A 23394-nucleotide genomic window follows, 5' to 3' on the forward strand; every position below is an offset into this window, starting at 1 on the left:
AGCGGGTTTGGTTATCTAGATGGTTATGGAGAGGTCGGGCCTAACCTTTTTCCTGAGAATGTATTTGCTAATGCCAGTCCGTAACGCGGCCTCTTTAAGTTGCATTTTTTCGCCATTCAAAATTACGTAAGGGATTCGGTTTCGTACAGGTTTCGCTAACGCATCTTCGGCATTCATACCGGCGTTTAGTCTGTTGTAAAAAGTTGACTCTTTCATGCCATTTGTTTGCCATGCTGCGCTCATAGTTACCGACTCTCCGCTCACGACAACTTTATGATTATTGCGCTTGTTGCGACCTTGCTCTGTAGCATTTGCCCATCGACAATTGTCTGGAGAATAGCCTTTATTGTTATCTATGCGTTCAATTGAGAACCCTTTAGGCTTCTCACCCATGTCATGAGCAAAATTCACGGGGTTGCTCCATTCATCGCAGACTGTTATACCCCGCCCGCCATAGTGTGGAAAGTCCTTGCAAGCAGGATTTCGACAGCGATCAAGCATAGATGTCCAAGACGAATATCCTGAATAAGCTGTGATTGGCTTGCCATTATGCAGTTTTGTTATTTTTTTCTTATGATAACAGCCGCAAGAAACAACAGCGCCACTACGGAGTGACCCCATGGAAATGCTCTTAACAACACCACATTCACAAGAGCACAAAAAGTATCTGAGAACTTTTGTTTTTATATGGCTAGGGGCTTTGGTTTCTTCAATAATTGTAAGATAGCCGTACTTTTCACCAGGAAAAATAGTAATGCGTGACATATAAACCTCGTAGCAGGTTGCGTAGATGATGGTGCGCGGCAGGAGTGTCTACGTTCACTCTCTTCGACTGGCCAGTCTAGCCGCGCTGACAGATTATAATTACCTGCTCAGTAAAGTGGTAGCAGGAAATCCACCGTAGTCGAGGATGGCCGCGTCAGGTTCAGCCAGGCCGGCGCCAAATCGTTTACGGCAGTCACTGAAGCAACCACCACATACATCAAGGGCAGGATCTGAAACCTGATTCCCCTTCGCGTCGAAATATGCCGTACCGTTATAGGTGCATCCATCGCCGCTCCGGTACTGCCCGCGTAGCGCCCATTCGCAGAGCGAGGTGATTTGTCTGGTTGGAATAACAAGCCCCTGCAGGTCTGCGGGGCTACTGAGTGACCATGAAACCACTTCGTCGTCTTCGGAGGTTTTCGTGTCAAGCCAGAAGGTCTGAAGCGTGAACACCGACGGGTCGGCGGTCGGGTTCATCCCACCGGGGTAATTCACGGCATCGAGGTAAACCGAATAGGTGTCGATAATGCTCACTTTGGCATTAACCATGTCTTTAAATTGCAGGCATAACGCCGTGATATGACCGTCGAGGTTGGAAACGCTGAGTGTCGGCTCTGCGGCCTGGTCTGTTGAAAGCTCCAGGCCTGATACCTGAAACGGCCAAAAATCGTAGGTATTGCCACCGAATACGATTGGCTTTGGTCCGAGCTTTTCTTCATCACCATTGGCAGCGTCGATCTCTTCCGGTGTATGGGGGAAAGGGGCGTAGTGGAAACGGTGAATACCGCCACTGAACTCTGAGGCGTCAACTTCAACCAGGCGTACTCTGCCACCCGGTGCCAGCATCGCCGCCTGATCGACTAATGCCATTATGCATACACTCCGTAAGCCCGTTTGATGGTGAACGTCAGCTCAGCAAACTTGCTGCTGATCTGATTTTTCCGTACGGAATCGGCGACTACCCGATAAAGTCCCTTCGCTTCGCCGGGCGGCGTGATGATAAAAGCTTTAACGGTATGAGCCAGAAGGAAGTCGCGCACTGCGTTTACCTCAGACTCACTGCCAACGTGTTTCATTGGCACCTGGATCGCCGTGGAGTTGATGCCGTTCTCGGCCACCTGTTCGTAGCCATCGCCAAACTGCGCAGCACGCACCGTTTGACTATATTCTATCGCGCCAGCCCCGAGCTGAGATCGCCAGTTGTATGTTTCAACGGCCATATTTGCTCCATAAAAAAACCCGCCGAAGCGGGTTATATAATTCAGTATTGGTCGGCAAAAAAACCGCCTCTTAGCGGATTCAGTTATTCGATATGATTCGGATGTAGTGTGAAGTCGCCACGAGAGCCTGAAGCGAATTTCCGCCTGTTGCACATAACGTTCTGGAATCGTACTCTCGGGACCAGTGGCATAACCAATTTTCCAGGTCTTCCACTGAGTAATCCTTACGAGCCAAACCCTCTGCGATGGTTACGACCTCATCACTGGGTGCTGTAAGCTCATATCCATTCAGCAACAGGAATACGTAACCAGCCATCATAGCGGTGCGTTTGTTTGCATTTGCGAATGGATGATTCTGGATCAGGCTTTCAATAAGAACAGCAGACAGGCGAAACATATCGTCTGTCTGCTCATAATATCGAATCGTACTTGGTCTGGACTGTGAAGAACTGAGGTTGTTCGGATTCAGTACGCCTATTGGCTCATTTGGCGTCTGAGTCTCGATCAGAGACCTATTGATGTAAACGATATCGTCAATGGAAAGATAATTGACTCCTTCAACATACTCTATCGTCATCCGTTTCTACTCAGACCTTTGAAAGTTCTTCCATCGCCTTCTCATAACGAGCAAACCCAAACTCAAAGGCGTTTTTAACTTGACCAGTGTGTGAACATGCTTCGCTGATCGCTGCACGAGGTTTCGCCACCGTGGATTTGTCACGAGGCGGAATGTACAAGCGATCTGCCTTTTTTAATGCGTGACCCATGATTATCACCCTCATGCACGTTTGGCAGTGCTTTCTCAAATTGTAGGATGTAAACACATCCAAAGATTTCATGACCACTTCAAGTGGTTGAGGACAATTTAATACCATTCGTCATATTTGAGCAATGGGCCTATGTCTTAAGATAGATGCATGTTCGACGAACTTTATCGCGGCCACTTTGCAAGTTAACCATGTTTTCGCCGAAATTACCCCTCAGGTAATAGTAAACTATTGTCACGATCACAGGAGATAGGCTGGACCTATGGTTGACTCTAAACGGTCAAAATCTTGCTCAATAGCACTTTTTGCACAAAAACCGTGTCCAGATGGCAATGCACACTTCGAGACTTTCATGTAGTATTTCGCCCCCTCTGAAAGAGGCGCTCAGATTTTAACCAACAAGACTGAGCCTTGCGCCGACAAAAAAGCCCCGCGTTAGCGAGGCTGTGTTGGGTGATCTTGATGGTTACTTACACTCAGTGTTCCAGATCTGATTAAACGTCTTTGCATTGCGTTTATCAAATATCATATTTTTGAAAATGCCAGACGTGTGCTTGCGCTTATTGATCGAGACCTCAGTAAAGAATCTTTCGCCAGTTGTTATGGTTCCACAAAGATAGCCATAAACAATATCCTCTTCTGGAATCTCACGCTTAAGGTAGTAGGTAGAGCTTTTGATGACGTCTGCGCCCGGCTGGCCCAGTGTATTAGCTATCCATACATTTGACTCACTTTTAGCAAACGCAGGTATATCTTCGCTTTTTATCTCTTGTGATTTACTGGCATTGATGAGCAAGTAAATAACAACAATCCCTGCAAGGCCAATTTTGAGCGCCTTCATTATCATCCCCTTGATTAGCATGGTTTAGCTCATGATAACCAAGGGATGTGTCGCTGTAACCAGGTGCAGATGATATTCCCATCTCAGAATCACAGCAGTTTCTTATTTGGGTTGGAACGTTTTGCCCAGGAAACCATCACTCCGAGCGGCCCTCACGAGGATCTCCGTAACCTTTGCTTCAATTTCCTTGCCTAAGGCACGCGCCGCAGCACTGCCGTCTCCGGACGTATTTGATGATGTGTTGCCCTTGTTATCAACGTAGATATCAATATTGACCTGAGGCTGCGCACCGCCCCCGCCTTGCGCCCTGACACCAAGCCGCCCGGCAGAATCCCGAGTAAGTGGCATGATTGCTTCAGCGCCGGCCTCTGCGAATACACCACCCTTCGCAAACTTCGATGCGCCCTGGAAAGTAAAATACTGGGGAGAGTCGTATACCCCATTAACGTACTTACTGAGCCCGGGCGAATCATAAACACCGCCTTTAGCGTTAAAAGTTAGGCCAGCGGCAGCGTTCGCGTAAGATCCCCCTGGTGTGCTCCCGCCTTTGCTGCCACCGTTTATCCAGCCCATCGCGGCCTGTACTGTATAGGCCACTATAAGTTGGTTGGTTATCTCGAGGATCATCTTGAGCATAGATTTGCCGAACTCTTTAACTGACGCGGTGCCAGTTGTCATAAGCTCAGTCAGCATGTTGCTCAAGCCGGTCAGCGTGGAACTGGCAACATTCTTAACGGCGCCGTAAGTGTTCGTGGCCGCATCCAGATATTCATTCCAGCCACTTACCGCACCTGCTTTCCAGTCGCCACGTAATTTGTCCTCTTCAGCGTAATATTTTCTGAGAGCTGCCAGTTCTTTTTTATAACCGGCATCGTCAAGCTTACCGCCACCGTTGAGCCAGCCCTGGCGAAGCTGTGCCTCTTCCATCATGCGCTGCGTTTGCCGACTGCTGAGGCCTGCACTATCACGCAATGCATCGGTTTTTTCCGACATCTGCGTGACGTATTTATTCGCCTGCTGCGCCAGGCCGTTAATCTTCTGCTGCGCCTCTACTTCCTTGTTCTTCTGATCAACCACCTTGGCGGCGTTCAGAATCGCCTCACGGCTCGACAGTAAAGATTTTTCCTGAGCAGTCAACGCGCGGGTTTTGGCTGCCTCATCCAATTCAGCAAATCGAGATTGCTGTTTACTGAACTCGGTGTTTTTAGCGTGGGTTTCGCCTGTTTGTCGGAGGGTCTCGAGCGTTTCAGTTAACGTTCTGGCCTGGGCGCGGTAGTTCTCCAGGGTGCGATCGCCAGCTTCCAGAGTGGCTTTCGCCTCTTTGGTCTTTTTGTCTGAGTCCTGAGCAAGCTTCGAAACAGCATCCTTAGTTTGCCGATCAACTGAGCCTGTGCCTTTTACACCACCAGAACCATTCTTCGCTTCCTCCTCCCATTGCCACTGGGATTTACTGAGATTAGCAATGTGCTTATTGTACTCAGCTGTAAGCTGAGTATATTCCTTGCTTGCAGCCTTTCTGCTCTCGGCAACGCTCTCAGCGAGCCCATCAAACCCCATGGATTTGATGAGAGCTTCCCCGCCCGGTAGTTTGTTAGCAATATCCGTGAAACCGGTAATCATCCCCCCCATAATTTCAAGGGAGACCTCTTTCATCTTGACGAAAAGGGCTTCAAACGAAGTGCTCAATAACTTGAACACCTCGATAACCTGATTGCCCCAAGCCCGCACAGTAATTCCGATCTGGCCGAAAGTGTCAGAGGCGAATGCTTTTAGCCCAGTCCATGCTTTGCCAATATTGTCCGTTGCCTCAATAGTCTCCTGTGCGCGTTTTTCCATGACGCCAGCAAACAGGTTAATGGCTTCGGTAACAGCCGCCTGCTCACCCTTCTGTTTACGAAGCTGGATGATGTGCTTAATCATAGCCTCATCAACGAAACCATATTGCTCATTGAGGCTGGCCAGCCCCTTAACCGGGTCGCTGACAATCTTGCCGAAGTCGGCCATTGCCGTTTTGGTATCGTTTCCGGCCTTACCCATGAGGGTGATGGTCGTTGCGATCTGCTTCATCTGGCTGGCGGTATATTTACCAGTATCGTTCAGCGTAACCAGCGTATCGACGGTGGAACTGATCGATGTATTCGTCTTGCCGGCCACTTCCTCAGCGGCCTGGTTGAGCTGCTGCATTGAGGAGAAGCCAGCCCCACCCATCATAATGACCGAGCGTGCCACCTGGTCAAATTGCTCCGAGGAGTTGTACGCAGCGGCAGCCAGCAGGCCGATCGTGCCAATCAGACCACCAAGTGCGATTGTGGTAGGGTTAATCATCCCAGCCATGCTGCGGATGTATTCGCCGACGCCGGACAGCGCCCCCTGAACCGAGCCGAACTGGTCTTTAATCTGCCCGCCCTGTTGCAGCAGGATCAGGAACGGAGACTGACCGCCAGCCAGCTGCGTAGCGATATCGGTGAACTGTGCCGGAAGCGTACGCATCGCTGCGCTGTACTGGCCAACGGAGATTCCAGCGCGCCGGGCAGCAGCTTCCTGCCGGGATAGCGCCTCCGGCAGAACGTCAGCGACACCAGAGAGGCGTTCACGCGTCTGGTTAAGGATTGTGTTGAAATGCTCAAACTGAGCGCCGTTGATACGCCCGGCTTCGAAATGGGCCACCAGTTGTGCGTGTTGTTCATCCAGTGAGTTGAACGCACGAATCGTCGGGTCGATTGAGCCCAGGAGATTCTTTAACGCGGCAGACTGCTTCTCTGCCGCCTGGGTAGCGGCTAATTCGGCCTGAGCACGCGCCGCTGCTTCTCCGGTGTCGGTCAGCTTGAGGCGGGTGTCATCCAGGATTTTGTTGTAAGCCTGAAAGGTATCGGTATCCAGGAAACCTTTGGCCTGGAATTTCCGCAGCGATTCTTGCTGCTCATCCAGGCGGTTTAAGGCCTTGGTAACCGGGTCGATATTCTCCAGCAGCCCTTTGAGCGCGTTCTGCTGCTCCTTGAGCCCTTCACTTCCTTGCTTCGCAGATTCAGCGCCAGCGCGAAACACGCTATTCAGATCATCTGCTTTATCTACAGCACCGGCCGCCGCCTGGCCGAGTTTATCCAGTTCGTTGCTGGCTGTTTTCAGGTCAGAAACATCGGCCCGCAAAGTAATCGAGGCGATCTGGTCTGTCATTATTTCGTCTCCTTATGCATTACCTTGAGAGCCTCGCTTTCCATAATTTGAAGGTCAGCCATGCAGGCCGCCGCATCCTCAACCCCGTGTAACTCGAACATCCAGGGGAGAACGTTGTAATCAAGGCCGGTCGCCCCGCTCGCGCCGACTCGCCACTGGGTCGCCAGGGAAGAGAAGATGGTGAAGGACCTCCACACCGAGGGCAGGATCCCCACCTCTTCCTCCACGTCCTCAGGCGTCAAACCAAAAGCGCTCAGCTCCGCGAGCGTCGGTCCCGGCGTGTACAACGCTGCGGCGACCTGCCTCAGTTTTTTTCGCGGATACCCATCAGCTCTTTGGTGTATGCCAGACCGATGCTGTCGAACGCGCGTGGATAGTTCCGCAGGAGGACAATAACGTTCTCGCGGTTGAACTCGTCCGGCAGCGCCCACCCCTCGACAATTTCCATGAGGTAGTCGGCCTGCGGCTCGATAGCACCCTTTTTACCTTCAGCGGACTTTTGCAGCTTTTCGTCCATAGAGCGCAGCTCTTCCAGTGTCTTATGGCGGAAAGTAAACGTCAGCTTGCCGTCTTCGGCGCCAGCGCGTGGGATGCTGGCGGTCACGGAAAACGTAGGGTTTGGGATCAGAGAAAATTTGGTCATTTCGGTTCCTTAGAAAAGAAAAACCCGCCGTAGCGGGTTGAATATTCGAGTGCGTGATGGGGGGGTTATCGTTTGTACAGCAGACCGCCTGGCTTGAGCGCATTGAGGAGAGCATCGTTCACCGCTTCGTGCATCGCCTGTTGCAGGCCAACTACTGAAGCTGTCTGCGCATCAATCTTTGCCAGGAGGGATGCGAACAAATCGCTTTCACGCACGGCATCAATGATGGCATGTTTCATTTCATCGCCAAGCCTAATCTTCGTCTTCGCGCTTGTTGCGACGGCGTTCTCGATGATGGATGAAGCGGCTTCATGTACCTTAAAGCGATCGGCCAGAAACTCAACCTTGCTATGCTCACCTTCAACACCGAGGGTCATGCCAGCTTCGTGCGGCTTGCCTTTGCCGGCGACGTTTAATTTAACGCTGTAGTTTTGAGACACTACGCCATCGCCAATCAGCGCTTCGTGGATGTAAGCCTTGCCGGTTTTATCGACAAACCAGCCACCTTTAAGGCCATGAAGTGCGCAGCTGTTACGGATCTCTTCGTCCAGCGCCTCAATAATCTCTTCGGTATCGACAGAAGAAACCCCTTCGATCCAGTCACCGGCTCGCCAATCTCGTGCTGAGCCATCTTCTGCAATTGGACGCAGGCGCACCTGCAATCTCTCACCAGCTTTGAGGCCGGAAATAAGGCATACGGTAGCTGGCCAGAAGATGCGTTCTTTCATAAGTCGGCCATCTTCATGAAGGCATTGCAGTTCTAGCACCGCGCAGCCACCCGGCCATTTCCATTCGACGTCCACACCAAAAGGTTTGGGAGTGGTTTTTACATAAGGGACGATTGAAGGTTCTGACATTTTAATTTTCCTTTTAGACGTGAGCCTGTCGCACGGCAAATCCACCGAAAGTTAACGGTTTGCCCAGGCTCACAGCTGAAAGACTTTCTTCGATGTGCGCGTGCGATGCGCATAAAAAAGCCCGGCGTACCGGGCCTGATTCGTTAGCTGATCGTGACAGTACACGCAGCCGAGGTGATGGTTTTGCCCGCCGCGTCAGTGACTTCGCAGGTGTAAGAACCAGCATCACCGGATACCACAGATGGAATGTTGAACGTCGAGGCGGTTTTGCCCGGAATAGAGGTGCTGCCTTTCTTCCAAACGTAGGTGTAAGGTGCTGAGCCGCCCTTCATTACCACCGCCAGATCCAGCGCTGTGCCTGTGGCAACCGATTTGGTGGCCGGCAGGTCGGTCAGGAACGCCAGCGGCGTCACGGATGAATCGGCGATCGGGTAAATCTGCATGTCCGATTCGAAGTTCATGCGCGCCTCGTTACTTTCCACGGCGTTGATTTCCGTGCGCGGTACGCGCTGGAACGATACTTTGGCTGAGTAGAAACGATCGGCTTTGCCGCGTGGGTTATGGAACCAGACCGCCGTTGTGTCGCTGGAGTCATCCAGGTCAATGAGGCGTTTGTAGATCGCCAGTTGAGGGTCGTGTGCAAAGGTATAAACCTGAACCACCGCGTTTTTAAACGTTGGGATGGTTCGCGCTTTGTCATCTTCCAGGAACTGCACGCTGATGGTCTGCTGGTCACCACCTTCAGTTGATAGTGTCATCACCTGAGGCATGGTGATCCATGAGTCGATTTTGCGCAGCGTGCCCGCGCCAGTGCCTGCCGGGAATTTGGTGGTGTCGGTAGTATCGAATGCTTCCAGCACGATTTTATTACTGGTCACCGATTTTACGCGCAGCACCATGTTATCGAGCTTTAACCAACCGGAACTCACCTGAACTACGTCACCGGCCAGAATGCCTGAGGCCGATGCAACGGTCAGTTCGCATTCCGTCGCGTTAGAGGCAGCGGTAAAGGTGATTGGGGATTGATAGGCCTTGGCCACGTTCACACGCGAGCCGTTAGGGATTGCGAATGCCATAGCACTCTCCTGAATTTAGGTAATAAAAAACCCGCCATCTGGCGGGTCAGTAGTCAGCGCGGTACTGCATGCTGACGGGGGTGGTGTAGGTGATCGAACCTGTTCTGCCGTTGGATGCTGATGTGGGGCGATCCTGTATAGGTTGGCGCACCTGCGGCGGTCCATTGATATAAACAGTCAGGTCACCATCCACCAGCGGAATCCCTTCGGGAAAAGCATCTGCGACAGACTTTGCCAGCCCCCTTGCCAGCGTCACCCCGCCGCCTGCCGGCGCGATGATGTTGAGCTGGAGAATGCCCTGATATGTACGCAACTGACCTTCCAGATCCTGCCCCACGGTTTGCGCCGGAAGAACGTAAACACGCCCGTACGGCGCATTATCCGGTGGAGTAAACGCGATGTTCGGCCAGGCCACCGGCAGCCCGAGCGAGGAGCAGATAACCGCGACGCGACCTTCCAGCAAGCCAGCGATACGCATTGACTGATCACCGGCCATTGCGCACCTCGCTCATTGCCTCACGGAACAGCTGCGCCGCGTCGATAGCTGTAATGCCCACCATCCCGCCCGGCGCCTGGGTGGAATGACCGTTTTCCAGCGCTGCCGCATATGGCAGGTTATTGGTGAAGTAAATCGAGCTGACCTGGCCCACTCTGAATACCTCAAGCACCGCCATGCCACGGGAATTTGAGCCCTGGCCGGAAGCATCTGGTGTATCGTTTGACTGAGTCGGCTGGCTGTCGAAACCCACATACCAGTTGTTTTTGAACCGCCCGCCGACATAGCCATCTGGCTTTTTGATGTCCATCGAGTCGTTTACGCGCAGGCCGCGTCTAAGCCGTCCCGATTTGGTCAGGTTGGCCGGATCATCACGCAGGGCTGCGTTATGTTCCCGCACCGCAGTGTTGTACGCCGTCGCAGTCTGGTTGACTTGCCAGATCTCAGGCCGCCCGACGGGCGACATATCCACCAGCCTCCCGAGGATTTTAATACCCGTCCGGCGCACTACCTGATCCATCTCCTGCTTCGAACTATCCACAAATAACTGAATGGCAGCCAGGAACGGCTGATTTGCAGAACTGGTCATAATCAGGTCCTCAGCTGGATGTTGTAGGAGATCAGCACATCTGCGGGCTTAACCGGATTCGGCTGAACCACGCGCCACTTTTTGCCGTCGATATCAATGAGGTCGCCAATGCGCACTTCCGTTTCAAACGTGGCCGCCAGTTTCTTATCGCCCGTAGCAATCAGTGAACCGTCGATTTCACGCGTGGAGTATTCGGTGATAACGCCGGTAACGGTCGCTGTAATAGGCTCGGTGATAACCTCTTTCCCGTACTGATCGCGGGTGGTGGTTCCGCCGCGAGTCAGTTGGTAGGCTTTGCCGTTCTCCGTCAGCAGCCGCGTTGCCGTGGCGCGCATGCGGCGATAGTCGATTGCCATGCTACCCCCTTTCGATCCGGACCTGGTTGCCGCCCACCACAAGCCCGCGCAGCGAGGAATAGAACCAGGGGAATGAAGGAGTGGCCTTATTCGTTCCCGGCTCGTACTGCACAGAGACGGCCCCCTGTACGCTCTCAGCTATGACCGCGCCGCCACCGGAGACCGACGGCGTGAGGTCAATCTCCTGCGACTCGATAGCCAGGCGGCATTGGGCATCAATCAGGCGCTGTGGAATAGCATCATCCGGCAAGTCCACACCATCGAAGCGTACGCCGGAGCGCGGCCACGACAGCGGCTGAGATGTGCTGGAGCGCTGACCGCGCCAGGCCTGCCCTTCCAGAAAGTCCATCGCTTGCATCAACAACATGCCGCACTCGCCGTCATCGGCAGGTATGGTATATCCGCGCCCGGCGGCAAATGCCCGCAGGTCTGGCACGCTGGCGTAGCTGTTGAAGCCTGGAGAGTTGGGATCGGCAACCAGCATGGTTATTCCTCCAGACGCCAGTCCAGCGCCAGCCAGTTATCCACTTCATCAGGATGAACATCTGCGCGCAGCGGGCCGCCAGGGAATTCTGGGGAGTCACGTACCATGACCACCAGCTCAATACCCTGCTGTTCCTGCTGCTGTTCCTGCTGCTGTTCCTGCTGCTGTTCCTGCTGCTGTTCCTGCTGGGCAGGAGTTTGTTCAGCTCCATTCTGCGCGGCAAGCTTTTCAGCCTCACGCTGCGCGCGCTGCTCTTTGGTTAATCCGGCCATTGGGCCTCCTGAAAACAAAGGGGCCGAAGCCCCTATGGTTAACCCATGATGATGGCGGAATGTTCAGGCTGAACGGATGCCACACCCCATGCCACACCAACCTCGTAACGTACCTGGCGGTACTGGCGGTACAGCGCGATCTGGAAGGTGATGCCGGATGCTGGGTCGGTCACGTTCATCACATCGTCGGCGGTATCGCCGCCTTTTGGCATTGCCGGGGTGCGGCACGCCAGCAGGAATGCGTTGCGGTCGAACGCCATGTTTGGCGCAAACTCGCTCAGCACAGTGACGGCTGCCTGGTCTGCCAGATCCTGACGCAGACCCGGCGCACCAATGGTGATGCTGGAAGAAGTGGCGGCAACGACCAGATACTGATTGTCATCACCATCGAATTTCACTGCGGTGCCGACTGCAATCCCACCAGTACCTGCGGAGATAGCAACGATGATGTCGCCTTCTTTCTTCGCACCGTTGACCTTGTAGCCAGCAGCGGTACTTTTCGCCGTGCGCTTGATGTTGGCGGATTCATGCAGGTTGAAGCCCATCACGCGACCGATGATGCCTTCGCGCAATAGCTGATCGGTACCGGCTTCATTCGCCTTGAACAGCACGGACTGCTTGCCACGAATGGAGGCCATCGCTTCGCCGCCCAGCACCATGCGCAGGTCGGTAGTTGGGGCACCGTTATCAACCAGGATCTGGCGGGCCAGCGCCGCATCGGACAGATCGTCTTTGATGCTAAACGGGGTATCCTTCGGCGCGCCCACTGCGCGAGAGGATTTGTAGTACAGCGCCGCCAGGTCAGCATCCATCTCATTGCTCAGCGCGCGGAAGGCCTGAGAGAACTGGTCAGCCAGGATGACGTCGTAATTACCTGACGGCCCGATAGCCAGCTGTTCTTCACCGTTCCATTTGACCGGGGCCATTTTGGATTTGGTGATTTTGACATCCACGGTACCGATGTTCTGATCGCCATCGTTCGGTGCGGTCGCTGCGGGGGTGATATCGACGGTGGTGGTTTTTGGTGCCACCGGCGCTGTGACGGTCTGGTCTTTAGCCGCAGCGTCAGCTTTCGCGTTGCGCGCCACGGCAGGGATGAAGCCCACCTGCTCGCGGGATACGCGGTTCAGTGCGGTGTACAGAGTAGGAATCAACCCAGTAAGCGTATTGCTCATATTCTAAATATCCTTTCGATTAATCGACGATGCTGACGCCATCGCTCAGGACAGCCTGCTTGCCTGCGCCATCAAGAGCGTCGAACGCACCGCGTTTCATGGTTTTTTGCCCGGCCTGATGCTGCGACTGGTGAGAGCCGCCGCCGCTGTTGCCGGACGCTTTGAGGATGTAGTCTTTCTGCGGATGCAACTCGACCAGAGATTCCAGCGCTTCGTCGAAGCTGGCCAGTTCGCCGGGCTTGGTGCGGGAGAACACCTTGTTACCCTGGCCGTCGTAGGCCACGACCTTGCCGTCTTCGATTTTGAAGTTCTGACCGAAATGGGAACGCACGAACTCAGCCGGGATCGCCATCTTCTCGGAGATGAATTTCGAACCACCGAAGCGGCCGCCGATCATCTCGTCGTAGAGCTGGGTTTCCAGCTGCTGATTCTTGCCGTTCGCTTCATCCAGTTGCTGCTGGAACACCTTGGTGATTTCGGCCTTCACCTGGTCAACGGCACCAGCGTCGATCAGTTTCTTCTGGTCGATCTTGGTCATCATCTCCAGGGCCTCGAGAGCCTTGGTCGGGTCGCTGATGCCAGCGAATTTCGCGAGACTGGCTTCCGCCTGCTCCTTCGCCTCGCGGTGAGTTTTGGCTTCACCGTTCAGGGATGTGATTTTGGTCATCGCTGCGGCTGCGTCGAACGGGATCTCTTTGCCGTCGTCATGGACGTACACAGGCATACCGTTTTCAACGACCACATTGCCGTTAGCATCAAGTTTCAGTTTCATTGTTTTGCTCCAGCCTTCCGGCCATTAATGGTGGGTCATCCGACCCGGTCACCGCGTCGCATCCGCTCAGCGGCAGGCATAAAAAAAGCTGCCCGGAGGCAGCCTGTGATCTGACCGATATGGGAATTCCCATATCGCTTATTTATTAACCAAACGCCGACGCATCCACGCGGCGCAGTTCATCCAGGGTAAGAAACTCCCCGGCATCGTTGAACATCTCCGGCACAGTGATTTTGCCATCACGTAGCATCATCGCGCGGGTAACGCCCAGCACCTGCTCCTGCCGTGCGTACGGTTGCCTGACGAGCCATTCGGCATAGCTGGTATGCGATGGCACCTGTCCATCCATCGAAGCGCGTGTGGCGCTGCTCAGTTCGCCAGAGGATATCTGCAATTCCTCCCACGATTTGGTAATCAGGATTTCGCCGGAACGGCAGTTTGATACGAGCAAGCCGTTAGCGAAGTATGAATTAGCCTCACCAACAGAAAGGTCGTATAATTCATCCCTATTATCGACAACAAAAATGGATTCAATAGTGCCATGAGAAAAGTTATTGATTACGCATTCCTCATCCAGTTCGAGCATTGGGGCAAGGGCCTTTCTTTGCGTGAAATCGAGAGGCTGTACGGGCTCGGCAATGGTGTTGTCTCCCGAGCAGCCATTAAGCACAGCATCAGAACGCGTACTAGAGCTGAGCAGCAGCGTGTCAGCATCGACCGCGGAATTACCACCTACCACAGCGGAGCCGATCACCACTTCTTTGGGCTCAGAAAGGAAAACAGCGACGTCATGGCCGCCCACTCCGCTCGCATGACCGCGAACAACCCCACTCAAAACGGAGATGTCGTGGAAAGAATCAAGGCAACCAATCTTGCCAATGGTCATTTCGAGAGAGTCAGCGAACGAATGAAGAACCGCCACGTTAGCCATGAATACCGAGAGAAAATAGCCAAAACGCTGCAACCCCAATTCAGAGAGAAGATTAGCGATCGCGAGCAAATGATGCTTCTCGCTCTCTCCCATGATGATAGATGGGTTCACCAGCACCTTTTCGAACACTATCTGCTCGACTTTGCGATCCCATCCCTCGGCGTGGCTATCGAAATCGACGTCGGCGGGCACAAGCTCGGTCGTTCTCAGAAGCGCGATGAGAGTTTGGCGGAGTCTGGCTGGGTAATCCTGCGCATGAGATGTGACAAGGCCACTTCCGTTGATTACTGGCACCACCTCTTTTCCATGATGGAAAAGTTTGTCCCCAACTTTGAGAGCTCCTGCAAATTTCCACCCTTCAAGCGTCAATACCGGGTGATCGTGCGTTATCAAAAGAACCCTACCGGTATCATCCTGGATCTTAATGACAGGGAGACCATTAGCAGCCTTTCTGACCTTCTGCATGACCGGCTCAAAGCACCCTTTATGGGTTAAAGCCATATCCCCAAGTTCGATGTGCTCTACCGCTTTGTGGCCATTGTCAGTTGTGATGATGGTCCCTTTTGGTACCGCGCAAAAGTGGATTTTTCCAGGCCCACGCAGATATGGGATTGCATGGCCCAGCGGCTTGCCATCGAGCGAGTAGAGTTTGCGGTCGCGGATGATGCACCACTGGCTGGTGTGGGTGTCCAGAGTCGAAGACCACTGTTTGGCCTTCACGATATCGCTGTTGGCCTGGGCGAACTCCTGACGCGCCGTAGCGGCCATGTGATTCACCGCGGTGCGGGTCACCACAGCCAGGTCGCGCCGGGATGCATTAATCACCCCGTCTTCACGGTTAAGTTTTGGCGTGCCTGCAACGCGCCGGACAATCTGCTCTACCGTTTCACCCTGAAGGAAGCCGGAACGCACGGCGTTAGTGATTTTATCCAGCCGGTCGGCTTCAAGCTTCTGCCCCCACTCTTTCAACAATCGCCCCTGGAAGGGCTGCGCCACTGCTGCGGCGTATACCTGCTCGGGCGCTATGCTCTGCAGCGGCACATGCTTGAGGATCTGCTTTGGAATGATGCTGCTGAACAGGTCAAGCTGATACCCGGCCTCATACTCAACGTAGCGCGTCAGTTCACGTGCCAGCGCATCAATTACCGACTCATAGGCCTGTTGGTTCAGTTCACGCACACCAGCCAGCAGCGAAGCCAGGCGGCGAGCGCTGTAGGTATCGGCACGCTTACCATCCAGCAGCACCAGCAGTTTGGCAGCCAGGTCAGCATCCATCTTGCTGAGCAGCGCCACCATCTGACGAGCGACGCCAGTACCGTAGCGGTTTACATACAGGCCGTGCGCTATCGTTTCGTCCTGCAGGCGGTCATTGACGGAGCGGGCCATGCTATACCTCGTCTAACGTTCTGGCATCCAGAGACGATGATTCAGCCAGCAGTTCGCTCAGAACCACATCAGGATCCGCATCGGCATCAATAATGTTCAACTTCTGTAGCGATTTAATCGCATCAGCTCGACGGATATCACCACCCTGGCGCAGTGCCTGGATGGCAAGCGCGGCGGACGGATTGAATACGGTCGATTCGACATCCAGCTCAGTGCGAACATCAACGTTGCCACCATCTTTCTCGCCGATGTACTCGGCCATGATTTGCAGAATGTTGTCGATCGCATCTTCAAGGCTGGTAGCCATGGTGTAGAGCGGTGACTGCTCCTGCATTTTCTCTTCGGAGGTCTGGTCTACCGATTTGGTAGAGGTGTTTTCCGTACGCAGCAGCTTCGCACCAGCCTGGCGCATCTGCTCCACAAGTTCTGCCAGCGACTCTTTACCAGCACCGATGGAGGATCCTGTATGCTCGACGTATTCCAGACCCTGCTTTTGCCGATCAGTGAACGACGTAGCTGAAGACGAGCCAATTATCAGCTCTTGCCCATCTTCCAAACCGAACACCGTGAGCAACGGCACCCTGGCGACATGCAGGATGTTGTCCTGCTCGCTTTGACTCTGCCAGTGCTTGATGTTCAGCAGAGCCATATTGAGAAGCGGTGGTGAACCACACATAAACCCGGTGCGTTTGGTGTAGAGCGTGACCAGAGTGATATCCTGGCGGGATGTCTGCCACTCCTCGAATAGCGCCCAGTTCGCGGCACCGTCAGCATCTTTGGCCTTGCGGTAAATTTCCACCTTTCCGGGTGTCAGGTACCGTATTTGCTCGACCTTGGTCTGCCCGAAGTCGTCGCCGTCTTCGACCACAACCTCTTTGATACGCAGCGCAGTCAGCACCACTTTGCCGTCCACCATTTTCGACTTCCAGCCAATTACCTGGCGTGGATTAAGCATGGTGACATAGGGGCGCGCGCCGGTAGCTTTCTCTTCAGCTTTGGTTTTCACCTTTTCGGTGTCCACCCTGGGATAATCCACCAGCGCGTGGGAGAGGCCATACTGCATCGCCAGACCAAAGAATGCCTGAGCCCAGACGTCCAGGCGCGTCCCTTCAAGGTCGAAATTTTTCGCATACTCTCGCAGCTGATCCGGCACATTCTCGGCAAGCTTAATAGGCTCGGCGAATACACGCCCGATGTTTTGCTTAATGGTCTCTTCGTAGGCTGGCAGAAGCGTGGCCACGGCCAAACGTTTTTTGTAGTCCTCCCTGTCTTCTTTCGGCCAGCGCGGTAGATATTGCTCGCCCAGCTGTCGCATATAGAGCGTGCCGCCCATCAGGGCATCGTTGATATCCCACGCCTCGACCATGTTCCCATAGTCCAGATTGGGTGTTGAAATGTCAGGCATGGAGTTAGAGCCTCAGATTGGTGACTTTGCCGACTCTCTTCGGCGGTGAATGCAGAACGGCATATCGGGTAGCATCCCAGTCGTGATCTTCCTGTTGGGTATCTACATCGTCGGGGTTTTTACTGTCGCGCACGAGTACCGGCACACGGCTGATCCAGCCACGGCAGTAGTCGAATACGTAAAATGCAGGTTTCTCCGGGATGCCGGATTCCAGTTTCTTACCTTCATTGACAGCTTCGAGCATATCGGCAAACAGAGCAGCGCCGTTAACGCGCGATCCCGGCTTTTTGTTTGCCTCAAGCCATTTAACGCCCTGGGACTCCATCTTCTGCGCAATGGAGAGTTCATCATCGCCTGTATTGTAAATGGCGCTGTCAGCCGGGCCCGGTGTAACCTTCTTGCAGATGCCAGGCATGATGTTCAGTTGCCCCTGCGTCACCCCGTTAAGCTTGATTTCGTCAGGCTCGGCAAGTTCATCGCCCACCAGCCGTTTATCTACCCAGGCCACGCCCTTAGCGACGTTTGTTGATGACATATTAAGGCCTTTGTTCAGCTCGTCCGGTGGGCAGCCGTACCACTCGCCAATAAGAATCAGCGTCCCAGCAGGCGGGCAGAACTGGCGGCCATCAGGCAGTTCTGCGGCGGTTCCGTCGGATCGTGCCCACCACAGGTTGGAAAACGGTTTCGATTCGCCCCAGTCATGCGAGCGGTCGACCGTCCAGCTATCCGGTATGCGGAATGGCTTGATGACATGATGCGAGGCATTCCACAGATGGTCGAAACGTCCGCCGCTGGTAACATCCCACGAGCCCTCAACCCACGCCTTACGGCGATTCGGGTCTTTGATGGCCATCAGCGTTGCGATGTACTGCGGATCGAGGTACGGGTTCTCTTTGAACGAGCCGTGAATCGCAACGCGGGTAAGCGTGACGTCCTCTTCCCGCTCGGTATGCGGGTTGAACACTTTCTGTGTTTCGCGAATGATGGTGCCGCGCGGCGCCGGCTCAATGAATCGTTTTTTTACCCAGGTGTGGCCGATGCCGAACGGGTTTGTGGTGCTGAACGTCTCCAGCGGGATCGGCTTAAGTAATGAACCATCTTCCAGCGGGTAATTCTCTGGCCGGAACGATGAGCGCCGGCAGGAAAACATCATCTCGTAAAACTCAGATGACTGCTGCTTGGTCAGTTCGTTGAAACCGATGAACGGGAATTCCTGCCCGTGATAATCCCAGTAATCGCCCTCCTCCTTGCCAAAGCGAAACAGGAGTTCTTCTCCAGTTGGCCATACCCAGCGCAGCTCGGATGCTGACGCCAGATAGCGCGCACCGTCATTAAATAGGCGATACATACGCTTCGACTGGGTGATGATGTCGGTGAGGTTTTTATACTCGGTATCGAAAATGACACCGCGCCAGAACGAGCCGTAGCCCAAACCAACCAAGCGACGAAAGCGCGCCAGCTGAGCGGCGGTCTTACCCGGCCCGCGCGTGCCCTCGTAGAGGATCTCGTTACACGGGCAGCTCAGGGAGAGCGATTGCGATCCCGGCAGAGGTTTCCAGACGGCTTTGTAATTCATCCACCCAGAACCTCGCTCTGTTGCTTCTGCGCTGCGGCTTCCCAGTCGTCTACGTTATCGCAGGACGGTACCGGCATGATGCTGTGGGTTGCAGTGACCTTCTGCTCCACCTGCTCTTTGAATGCCTGTACACGCACATGCTTGCCAAGCAGTTCGAGATTTTTAACTTTGTCAGGCCACTTAATCTTCTTGAGGATAGTTTCCGTCGTCTCCTCGTCGAAGTTCTGAATGGTGGTGCTGATATCCAGTCCGGAAAGCGTTGTTCGCCATGACTTGGGCCACATGCTGATCGCCTTAAGGCTTCCGTCGTCGTTAAGAATGTCCAGAACGTCCATCTGGTCGATCTCAACCAAGCGCCGGAGCACATAATCAGCATCAATTCCCACGTCTTCGTTGCGCTTGATTTTAAGTTCGGCGATTCTGTTTTGGATGACAGGTTTTGACAGGTTCTCGGATGCGGTACGGTTAGCTGTCTTTGCGCTGTACCCCGCCCGAATAGCCGCTTGCGTGGCGTTTAAATCGATGAGGTACTCGCGACAAAACATTTCTTGTTTGTCGGTGAGTGCCATGTATTTCTCTCTTAAAAAGGAAGCTTTATGTCAAAAAATGCAAGAAAACCTAAATTTAAAATCGGCGATATTGTTTATTTGGTTTCAGGCGGCCCGGCGATGGCCATTCAGGAACCGATCATAAACAGCTATGATGTTTTTACTGGCGATTACTGGTGCCAGTGGTTTTCGGGAAGGAAGCAAGAAAGAGCCAGATTTCCAGAAGAATCACTGACTGCTACCAACCCAAAGTCGTAAACCCAAACGCACCCCAGTTGTCTCTTACAGACGTGATGAAGTGGATGATGGCTCAGTTAGAACATGACGATTGCCTGTATCAGGAAGACGTAGTTGATCATTTAGTCAAACTCGATAATGAGCAATTTCTGAAAGAAAATGCTGAGGGTAATCTTGTTTTATCTACACCTGTCATTACCCAATTCCGCAAAGTAAGCGGTGACACAGTGGTTTGGGTTAAACCTGAGCGATATTGGCGCTATCGCGTAAATGAAGATGAGCCTGGACGCGAAGCGCGCGGGTAAATAATTTAAGGTGACCAAAAGTTATGGTCACCTTTTTTAAGACATTAACCTTTAACCATTATCAAGCCCACCAGCAGGTGAACTTTGTAATGGCAGCCACTTCCCGGAGTGGCCACGCTCATGCCCTTGAGGTGCTGTCGCTCTTTCGCCGCTGATAACCGGTGCGCGTCTGGCGTTCGCGCTGCTCTACCGGAGCTTGTTTTAATCTATGAACCCTTACCCATCACTACACAGGCTCGCTATTACGCGACTCGGGGCAGCATCATGACTGCTGCATTGCCTTTCGGCTGCGGTCTATCCGCTTTATTGGTTCATTGTGTTTCTCCTGACATAAAAAAACCGCCCGGAGGCGGTCTGTTTATCACTGGCTGACTTGGTCTTCCTGAGTCTCAGCGTCCAGAAATCCTCTGACCTGGCTTAAGGAAAGATCCTTAAGAGAGGCCTGAAGAAATGCCGAGCGCTCTTGATTATCATTGTCTCGATCTACCCATATAAATTTAACTCCAATATCCCATAACTCTACTCGCATGAGCCCATGTGGGAAATATTCTTTCGCCGTCAAATAAAGATCATTAATTGTCACTTCAGAATCGTGCATGTTTTTGCCCTCACATTGAAAGCATTAACATAACAACTATCAACAACCAGATCTTCTGAGATGCTGAGTAAAAGTGGTTATTGTGAGGCTCGCTATTTATTGAGCTGGCAGTTCGCCTGCCACGCTTTGTTATGCGCCAAGATGTCTTTCTTCGTCTGCTTATCCAGGACGTCAATATCGTGGTTTGTCACGTAGATAATCCGGGTCCACAGGCAGCCCGTATCAATCACCACCGGGGCGGGTGAAGTTTTCGCGCAACTCGCGATCAACATCGTCATCAGGCATGTGATTAACAGTCTGCTGGACATTGCTGGCCTCTTTCGTTGTCTCTACCCGGCGTTCTGCTGCTGCGACCATTGCCGCTGCGTTATCTTCGGTGCGCTGCTGATCTGCTTTTGCTTCTGCTTTGCTTGAGCCGCGAATATGGCCCAGGCCGAAAGCGCCAGCGATGGCGGCAATGACTGCTGCAGCAATACCAATTAAAGTTTCAAACCCCATAGTGACCTCACACCAGCACAGATTTCGCCAGGTTAAACAGGGTGCGCCGTTGTTCCAGCCCGTTACGGCCGCCGTTGATAAGCAGCGTCACGCGCTCCACGTCGCCGGAATGGAGCAGGCATCCGTGCGAGACATAGAACCATGCAGCGGAGCGCGCAGCATATTCATCCTGTTCCAGCAATTCAGGCTGGGTTACAAGGTCCAACTTCAGCGCGTGGCCACAGTTGCGGTAATTGCTGAGCCCGGTGATTTGCTTCAGGCCGCGACCGCGATATTTCCAGCCATCACCAGCAACCTGGTTGCCCAGGTTCTTTTTGCCCCACTCACCGCCATAAACCAGATTGGCTATCGCTTTCTGATTTGCCGGTTGCGTTGCCGTTCTGCCAAGTGCGGCGGCCTGCTGTGCAGTAATGCGATGCTTGCCGAACGTAGGTACCAGGTTTTCTGCCGCATAGTTCAGGTTTTCCACCAGCCGGGTGAAACCGCCGGACTCATGGCCCATCTGCGCGATAAACATGGCCTGATCGAGCGGCGCGGTTATGCCGAATTCCTTCATTGCAGCATCGATATAGTGAAACCAGCGCACGGCTAGACCGGCGCTTATACCTGCCGCCTTTTCAAATTGTGTTTGGTTCATTAGTGCCTCAGATGATCTACCAGACGTGCCAGATTTCCCCGGGCCCTCATAACGGCGGCGCAGATAAGGAGGTTTGCCACCACCACCAGCCAGCTGGAGTCACGATAGAGACCGAAGATAAACTGCAACGGGATAACGGCATAAACCAGTACGGTTACATACGCCATGATAGAGATGAAAGGACGATGCCGGGCGCCATGTCGCTGGTAGAACATCAGAACGATAACAATTACCGCGCAGATAAATGCATTAAAGAATGCAGTCAGCTCACCTGCCATTTCCCCCTCCTCCGCGTAAACGCGAGAAAAAGCTGAACAGGCTGTTCAGATCCTGGTTATTAAGATAAGTTAGGATTTTGATACACAGGGCAGACAGAATCACTGCTCCTAGTGCATCCAACGGTTTTTCATATCGCGATGCGGCATTTAGCAGTGAGCCAACAAATCCAGCCCCAAGCACCCCAACGATAAACGACGTCAGAAAATACCCAGCCAGTCGTGCACGAGACAGGTTCGTTGCTGTTGCGACGTAGAACACCGCACCACCAAACGCCCCAAACACCACACCGAAATCTGTATGAGTAAAGACGCCGTACAGGACTGAACCCAGCAGGCCGCCGCCGAGAACTGCGCCGGTGCCGGTTAATGGATCGGACATTAAGCCCCCTCTTATTGCTGTTGATCCTCTCAGAAGGTTGAGGGGAAACAAAAAAGGCCACCCGAAGGTAGCCTGTAGTAATGATTGTGAAGGCTGGAGTCGAACCAGCTTCCATCGGTGCGCTGCCGATTGGGTTACGCGCGCCTTGTGGCTACTTATCCAGAATATTCACCGCAAAACTATTCCCTAGCTCGCCGCTGAGCTTCATCACAATGGGGATCGCTTTGCCGCGCCAGGGAAGTGTGCCTGGTCTCACCGGGATGTCGTCACATACTCAAAGCGATTTCCATTGCCTAGAAACTAAAAAGCCACCCGAAGGTGGCTTGTTGTTCAGCGTTAGTGGGATACCCGCCTTCGCTTTAAGAGCAGCATTGTCATCCTTCAGGCGATCAACTTGATTTCTCAGTCGCTCGATTTCTTTCCCATTGTTATCAATGTCCCGCTGCTGACCTTTGATAATTTCTGTCTGGGAAGCCTGTACTTCTCTCGTAGCCTGTAGAGCCTTATCCATTTCGTCAACTTGGTTAACCAAGCGAGAGCCGAAAAAGCTAACTATTGCAATAGTTATCCCGACCATAATGGTCAGAGCCCATACTTTTGTTCCAGAAGCAGTATTTGAAGTTTCGTCTATAGACAGGCACCTTATCCAGATTAACACAACCCAACGTCTGCGCAGATCGTTAGTTCCAGGGCTATTCTATATGGATAAGGTGAGAAAAATCTTTAAAAATCAGATAGAGTGAGGTTGTTTGGTTATTTAACGAGCGAAAGCAGCCAAATTCCCCATACAGGGATTGCAAAAAAGGTCATTGTATAAACAATAGCTGGCTGTATTTTGTTCAAATTAAATTTCCTTAGTAGAGCCTTGAATGCGCTACAACTCCAACCTACCTAAAGATTCGACTTCGCACAAGAAGAAAAACACTACTTTTTTATCAAATTATCACGAATTTTAAATCCGCTTTTTTTACCTGAAAGGTAATCGATGGCGCGGCATTATACGTGCATATACAAAGTTATCAACAGGAAATGTAGCTTATTGATGGCAATTTGTGCCTTCTCTACTGACTTGTTGTAAGAAGTGCTATCAATCGTGAGCTGGCAGAAAAATGAAAATTCTTTGCCGATA

The 23394-nt window shown here is 53.0% G+C and carries 33 protein-coding genes; 4 read left to right on the top strand and 29 right to left on the bottom strand.

Going from position 1 to position 23394, the window contains the following annotated elements; genetic code table 11:
* Positions 1-15 precede the first annotated feature (15 nt).
* The 19 genes from ACQG1Y_RS16890 to ACQG1Y_RS16980 form a co-directional block, all read right to left on the bottom strand.
* Entirely contained in the window at positions 16-765 is a 750-nt protein-coding gene (locus tag ACQG1Y_RS16890; protein ID WP_139136419.1) for a hypothetical protein, read from the bottom strand.
* Positions 766-864: 99 nt separating this feature from the next.
* Positions 865-1635 (bottom strand): phage minor tail protein L, encoded by a 771-nt coding sequence (locus ACQG1Y_RS16895; protein WP_057060592.1) that lies wholly within the window; start codon positions 1633-1635, stop codon positions 865-867.
* Positions 1635-1985, bottom strand: coding sequence for a phage tail protein (locus ACQG1Y_RS16900; protein ID WP_016247131.1), 351 nt, complete (start codon positions 1983-1985; stop codon positions 1635-1637). The genes ACQG1Y_RS16895 and ACQG1Y_RS16900 overlap by 1 nt, the downstream gene beginning before the upstream one ends.
* Before the next feature lie 79 nt (positions 1986-2064).
* The gene (locus tag ACQG1Y_RS16905) at positions 2065-2562 is read right to left on the bottom strand and encodes a type II toxin-antitoxin system death-on-curing family toxin (RefSeq protein WP_016247130.1); all 498 of its coding nucleotides are present in this window, start codon (positions 2560-2562) and stop codon (positions 2065-2067) included.
* Between the two features lie 10 nt (positions 2563-2572).
* Positions 2573-2752 carry a hypothetical protein gene (locus tag ACQG1Y_RS16910; RefSeq protein ID WP_016156674.1) on the bottom strand — a complete coding sequence of 60 codons (180 nt, stop codon included), beginning with the start codon at positions 2750-2752 and terminating at the stop codon, positions 2573-2575.
* A 466-nt stretch (positions 2753-3218) separates the two neighbouring features.
* Positions 3219-3593, bottom strand: coding sequence for a hypothetical protein (locus ACQG1Y_RS16915; protein WP_054623539.1), 375 nt, complete (start codon positions 3591-3593; stop codon positions 3219-3221).
* A 102-nt stretch (positions 3594-3695) separates the two neighbouring features.
* Entirely contained in the window at positions 3696-6767 is a 3072-nt protein-coding gene (locus ACQG1Y_RS16920) for a phage tail tape measure protein (protein ID WP_426736854.1), read from the bottom strand.
* Entirely contained in the window at positions 6767-7054 is a 288-nt protein-coding gene (locus ACQG1Y_RS16925) for a DUF1799 domain-containing protein (protein ID WP_016247126.1), read from the bottom strand. The genes ACQG1Y_RS16920 and ACQG1Y_RS16925 overlap by 1 nt, the downstream gene beginning before the upstream one ends.
* Positions 7055-7071: 17 nt before the next feature.
* On the bottom strand, positions 7072-7410 hold the full coding sequence (locus tag ACQG1Y_RS16930; RefSeq protein WP_039270151.1) for a phage tail assembly chaperone: 339 nt from the start codon (positions 7408-7410) through the stop codon (positions 7072-7074).
* 65 nt (positions 7411-7475) lie between these two features.
* Complete coding sequence (locus ACQG1Y_RS16935; RefSeq protein ID WP_045346863.1) at positions 7476-8267, bottom strand: phage tail tip fiber protein; 792 nt, start codon at positions 8265-8267, stop codon at positions 7476-7478.
* Positions 8268-8410: 143 nt separating this feature from the next.
* Positions 8411-9343 (bottom strand): phage tail tube protein, encoded by a 933-nt coding sequence (locus ACQG1Y_RS16940; protein ID WP_290334741.1) that lies wholly within the window; start codon positions 9341-9343, stop codon positions 8411-8413.
* Positions 9344-9389: 46 nt separating this feature from the next.
* Positions 9390-9839, bottom strand: coding sequence for a phage tail terminator-like protein (locus tag ACQG1Y_RS16945; protein WP_063136215.1), 450 nt, complete (start codon positions 9837-9839; stop codon positions 9390-9392).
* A complete protein-coding gene (locus tag ACQG1Y_RS16950) occupies positions 9829-10428 on the bottom strand; it encodes a hypothetical protein (RefSeq protein WP_063136213.1) in 600 nt (199 codons plus the stop codon). The genes ACQG1Y_RS16945 and ACQG1Y_RS16950 overlap by 11 nt, the downstream gene beginning before the upstream one ends.
* Positions 10429-10430: 2 nt before the next feature.
* Complete coding sequence (locus ACQG1Y_RS16955) at positions 10431-10784, bottom strand: hypothetical protein (protein ID WP_022651630.1); 354 nt, start codon at positions 10782-10784, stop codon at positions 10431-10433.
* A 1-nt stretch (position 10785) separates the two neighbouring features.
* Positions 10786-11268, bottom strand: a complete 483-nt coding sequence (locus tag ACQG1Y_RS16960; protein WP_426736858.1) for a DnaT-like ssDNA-binding protein — start codon at positions 11266-11268, stop codon at positions 10786-10788.
* A 2-nt stretch (positions 11269-11270) separates the two neighbouring features.
* Entirely contained in the window at positions 11271-11540 is a 270-nt protein-coding gene (locus tag ACQG1Y_RS16965; RefSeq protein WP_426736860.1) for a hypothetical protein, read from the bottom strand.
* Between the two features lie 38 nt (positions 11541-11578).
* Positions 11579-12715: a P22 phage major capsid protein family protein gene (locus ACQG1Y_RS16970; protein WP_057060556.1), complete on the bottom strand. Its 1137-nt coding sequence runs from the start codon at positions 12713-12715 to the stop codon at positions 11579-11581.
* 19 nt (positions 12716-12734) lie between these two features.
* Positions 12735-13487: a DUF6651 domain-containing protein gene (locus ACQG1Y_RS16975; protein ID WP_057060557.1), complete on the bottom strand. Its 753-nt coding sequence runs from the start codon at positions 13485-13487 to the stop codon at positions 12735-12737.
* A 145-nt stretch (positions 13488-13632) separates the two neighbouring features.
* Positions 13633-14511 (bottom strand): hypothetical protein, encoded by an 879-nt coding sequence (locus ACQG1Y_RS16980; protein ID WP_375167959.1) that lies wholly within the window; start codon positions 14509-14511, stop codon positions 13633-13635.
* Between ACQG1Y_RS16980 and ACQG1Y_RS16985 the strand changes: the two genes are divergently transcribed.
* Together ACQG1Y_RS16985 and ACQG1Y_RS16990 are read left to right on the top strand one after the other, a co-directional pair.
* Complete coding sequence (locus ACQG1Y_RS16985; RefSeq protein ID WP_370516869.1) at positions 14491-14913, top strand: DUF559 domain-containing protein; 423 nt, start codon at positions 14491-14493, stop codon at positions 14911-14913. The two genes, ACQG1Y_RS16980 and ACQG1Y_RS16985, sit on opposite strands and share 21 nt — an antisense overlap.
* 21 nt (positions 14914-14934) lie before the next feature.
* On the top strand, positions 14935-15897 hold the full coding sequence (locus tag ACQG1Y_RS16990) for a hypothetical protein (RefSeq protein ID WP_375167947.1): 963 nt from the start codon (positions 14935-14937) through the stop codon (positions 15895-15897).
* Here ACQG1Y_RS16990 and ACQG1Y_RS16995 read toward each other — a convergent pair.
* From ACQG1Y_RS16995 to ACQG1Y_RS17005, 3 genes are read right to left on the bottom strand one after another with little or no spacing between them, the layout of a single operon-like run.
* Entirely contained in the window at positions 15806-17209 is a 1404-nt protein-coding gene (locus ACQG1Y_RS16995) for a DUF4055 domain-containing protein (RefSeq protein WP_426736862.1), read from the bottom strand. The two genes, ACQG1Y_RS16990 and ACQG1Y_RS16995, sit on opposite strands and share 92 nt — an antisense overlap.
* A gap of 4 nt (positions 17210-17213) precedes the next feature.
* Positions 17214-18785 carry a hypothetical protein gene (locus ACQG1Y_RS17000; protein ID WP_063867108.1) on the bottom strand — a complete coding sequence of 524 codons (1572 nt, stop codon included), beginning with the start codon at positions 18783-18785 and terminating at the stop codon, positions 17214-17216.
* Entirely contained in the window at positions 18782-19354 is a 573-nt protein-coding gene (locus ACQG1Y_RS17005; RefSeq protein ID WP_063867110.1) for a terminase small subunit, read from the bottom strand. The genes ACQG1Y_RS17000 and ACQG1Y_RS17005 overlap by 4 nt, the downstream gene beginning before the upstream one ends.
* Before the next feature lie 27 nt (positions 19355-19381).
* Between ACQG1Y_RS17005 and ACQG1Y_RS17010 the strand changes: the two genes are divergently transcribed.
* Positions 19382-19591, top strand: coding sequence for a YodC family protein (locus tag ACQG1Y_RS17010; RefSeq protein ID WP_074173850.1), 210 nt, complete (start codon positions 19382-19384; stop codon positions 19589-19591).
* 35 nt (positions 19592-19626) lie between these two features.
* Positions 19627-19875 (top strand): DUF6953 family protein, encoded by a 249-nt coding sequence (locus ACQG1Y_RS17015; protein WP_058659188.1) that lies wholly within the window; start codon positions 19627-19629, stop codon positions 19873-19875.
* Between the two features lie 361 nt (positions 19876-20236).
* On the opposite strand, the gene ACQG1Y_RS17020 is transcribed toward ACQG1Y_RS17015, so the two are convergent.
* The 7 genes from ACQG1Y_RS17020 to ACQG1Y_RS17050 all read right to left on the bottom strand — a co-directional run bounded on the left by ACQG1Y_RS17020 (position 20237) and on the right by ACQG1Y_RS17050 (position 22923).
* On the bottom strand, positions 20237-20473 hold the full coding sequence (locus ACQG1Y_RS17020) for a hypothetical protein (RefSeq protein ID WP_063867112.1): 237 nt from the start codon (positions 20471-20473) through the stop codon (positions 20237-20239).
* A gap of 92 nt (positions 20474-20565) precedes the next feature.
* On the bottom strand, positions 20566-20745 hold the full coding sequence (locus ACQG1Y_RS17025) for a hypothetical protein (protein WP_063867114.1): 180 nt from the start codon (positions 20743-20745) through the stop codon (positions 20566-20568).
* Positions 20696-20971 carry a hypothetical protein gene (locus tag ACQG1Y_RS17030; protein ID WP_333485833.1) on the bottom strand — a complete coding sequence of 92 codons (276 nt, stop codon included), beginning with the start codon at positions 20969-20971 and terminating at the stop codon, positions 20696-20698. The genes ACQG1Y_RS17025 and ACQG1Y_RS17030 overlap by 50 nt, the downstream gene beginning before the upstream one ends.
* Before the next feature lie 7 nt (positions 20972-20978).
* The gene (locus ACQG1Y_RS17035) at positions 20979-21608 is read right to left on the bottom strand and encodes a glycoside hydrolase family 19 protein (RefSeq protein WP_023306757.1); all 630 of its coding nucleotides are present in this window, start codon (positions 21606-21608) and stop codon (positions 20979-20981) included.
* Complete coding sequence (locus ACQG1Y_RS17040; protein ID WP_023306758.1) at positions 21608-21886, bottom strand: phage holin family protein; 279 nt, start codon at positions 21884-21886, stop codon at positions 21608-21610. The genes ACQG1Y_RS17035 and ACQG1Y_RS17040 overlap by 1 nt, the downstream gene beginning before the upstream one ends.
* Positions 21876-22265, bottom strand: a complete 390-nt coding sequence (locus ACQG1Y_RS17045; RefSeq protein WP_023306759.1) for a phage holin family protein — start codon at positions 22263-22265, stop codon at positions 21876-21878. Before ACQG1Y_RS17045 ends, ACQG1Y_RS17040 begins: the two co-directional genes overlap by 11 nt.
* 274 nt (positions 22266-22539) lie before the next feature.
* Complete coding sequence (locus tag ACQG1Y_RS17050) at positions 22540-22923, bottom strand: hypothetical protein (RefSeq protein ID WP_151548461.1); 384 nt, start codon at positions 22921-22923, stop codon at positions 22540-22542.
* Positions 22924-23394: the final 471 nt, after the last annotated feature.

This window comes from Enterobacter cloacae complex sp. 397G4 (assembly GCF_050031515.1).
In the GTDB taxonomy this organism is placed as follows: domain Bacteria; phylum Pseudomonadota; class Gammaproteobacteria; order Enterobacterales; family Enterobacteriaceae; genus Enterobacter; species Enterobacter hormaechei_C.

Bases quoted from the DNA above. Each gene is read 5' to 3' on its own strand.
- ACQG1Y_RS16930 (WP_039270151.1), bottom strand. From the start codon at position 7,410: ATGACCAAATTTTCTCTGATCCCAAACCCTACGTTTTCCGTGACCGCC.
- ACQG1Y_RS16965 (WP_426736860.1), bottom strand. From the start codon at position 11,540: ATGGCCGGATTAACCAAAGAGCAGCGCGCGCAGCGTGAGGCTGAAAAG.
- ACQG1Y_RS16890 (WP_139136419.1), bottom strand. From the start codon at position 765: ATGTCACGCATTACTATTTTTCCTGGTGAAAAGTACGGCTATCTTACA.
- ACQG1Y_RS16950 (WP_063136213.1), bottom strand. From the start codon at position 10,428: ATGACCAGTTCTGCAAATCAGCCGTTCCTGGCTGCCATTCAGTTATTT.
- ACQG1Y_RS16985 (WP_370516869.1), top strand. From the start codon at position 14,491: ATGCTTCTCGCTCTCTCCCATGATGATAGATGGGTTCACCAGCACCTT.
- ACQG1Y_RS16970 (WP_057060556.1), bottom strand. From the start codon at position 12,715: ATGAGCAATACGCTTACTGGGTTGATTCCTACTCTGTACACCGCACTG.
- ACQG1Y_RS16900 (WP_016247131.1), bottom strand. From the start codon at position 1,985: ATGGCCGTTGAAACATACAACTGGCGATCTCAGCTCGGGGCTGGCGCG.
- ACQG1Y_RS16955 (WP_022651630.1), bottom strand. From the start codon at position 10,784: ATGGCAATCGACTATCGCCGCATGCGCGCCACGGCAACGCGGCTGCTG.
- ACQG1Y_RS17045 (WP_023306759.1), bottom strand. From the start codon at position 22,265: ATGTCCGATCCATTAACCGGCACCGGCGCAGTTCTCGGCGGCGGCCTG.
- ACQG1Y_RS16945 (WP_063136215.1), bottom strand. From the start codon at position 9,839: ATGGCCGGTGATCAGTCAATGCGTATCGCTGGCTTGCTGGAAGGTCGC.
- ACQG1Y_RS16940 (WP_290334741.1), bottom strand. From the start codon at position 9,343: ATGGCATTCGCAATCCCTAACGGCTCGCGTGTGAACGTGGCCAAGGCC.
- ACQG1Y_RS16920 (WP_426736854.1), bottom strand. From the start codon at position 6,767: ATGACAGACCAGATCGCCTCGATTACTTTGCGGGCCGATGTTTCTGAC.
- ACQG1Y_RS17025 (WP_063867114.1), bottom strand. From the start codon at position 20,745: ATGTTGATCGCGAGTTGCGCGAAAACTTCACCCGCCCCGGTGGTGATT.
- ACQG1Y_RS17005 (WP_063867110.1), bottom strand. From the start codon at position 19,354: ATGGCACTCACCGACAAACAAGAAATGTTTTGTCGCGAGTACCTCATC.
- ACQG1Y_RS16975 (WP_057060557.1), bottom strand. From the start codon at position 13,487: ATGAAACTGAAACTTGATGCTAACGGCAATGTGGTCGTTGAAAACGGT.
- ACQG1Y_RS17015 (WP_058659188.1), top strand. From the start codon at position 19,627: ATGAAGTGGATGATGGCTCAGTTAGAACATGACGATTGCCTGTATCAG.
- ACQG1Y_RS17010 (WP_074173850.1), top strand. From the start codon at position 19,382: ATGTCAAAAAATGCAAGAAAACCTAAATTTAAAATCGGCGATATTGTT.
- ACQG1Y_RS16995 (WP_426736862.1), bottom strand. From the start codon at position 17,209: ATGCCTGACATTTCAACACCCAATCTGGACTATGGGAACATGGTCGAG.
- ACQG1Y_RS16960 (WP_426736858.1), bottom strand. From the start codon at position 11,268: ATGCTGGTTGCCGATCCCAACTCTCCAGGCTTCAACAGCTACGCCAGC.
- ACQG1Y_RS16935 (WP_045346863.1), bottom strand. From the start codon at position 8,267: ATGTCAGAACCTTCAATCGTCCCTTATGTAAAAACCACTCCCAAACCT.
- ACQG1Y_RS17040 (WP_023306758.1), bottom strand. From the start codon at position 21,886: ATGGCAGGTGAGCTGACTGCATTCTTTAATGCATTTATCTGCGCGGTA.
- ACQG1Y_RS16980 (WP_375167959.1), bottom strand. From the start codon at position 14,511: ATGGGAGAGAGCGAGAAGCATCATTTGCTCGCGATCGCTAATCTTCTC.
- ACQG1Y_RS16905 (WP_016247130.1), bottom strand. From the start codon at position 2,562: ATGACGATAGAGTATGTTGAAGGAGTCAATTATCTTTCCATTGACGAT.
- ACQG1Y_RS17020 (WP_063867112.1), bottom strand. From the start codon at position 20,473: ATGCACGATTCTGAAGTGACAATTAATGATCTTTATTTGACGGCGAAA.
- ACQG1Y_RS16915 (WP_054623539.1), bottom strand. From the start codon at position 3,593: ATGAAGGCGCTCAAAATTGGCCTTGCAGGGATTGTTGTTATTTACTTG.
- ACQG1Y_RS16895 (WP_057060592.1), bottom strand. From the start codon at position 1,635: ATGGCATTAGTCGATCAGGCGGCGATGCTGGCACCGGGTGGCAGAGTA.
- ACQG1Y_RS17030 (WP_333485833.1), bottom strand. From the start codon at position 20,971: ATGGGGTTTGAAACTTTAATTGGTATTGCTGCAGCAGTCATTGCCGCC.
- ACQG1Y_RS17000 (WP_063867108.1), bottom strand. From the start codon at position 18,785: ATGAATTACAAAGCCGTCTGGAAACCTCTGCCGGGATCGCAATCGCTC.
- ACQG1Y_RS17035 (WP_023306757.1), bottom strand. From the start codon at position 21,608: ATGAACCAAACACAATTTGAAAAGGCGGCAGGTATAAGCGCCGGTCTA.
- ACQG1Y_RS16910 (WP_016156674.1), bottom strand. From the start codon at position 2,752: ATGGGTCACGCATTAAAAAAGGCAGATCGCTTGTACATTCCGCCTCGT.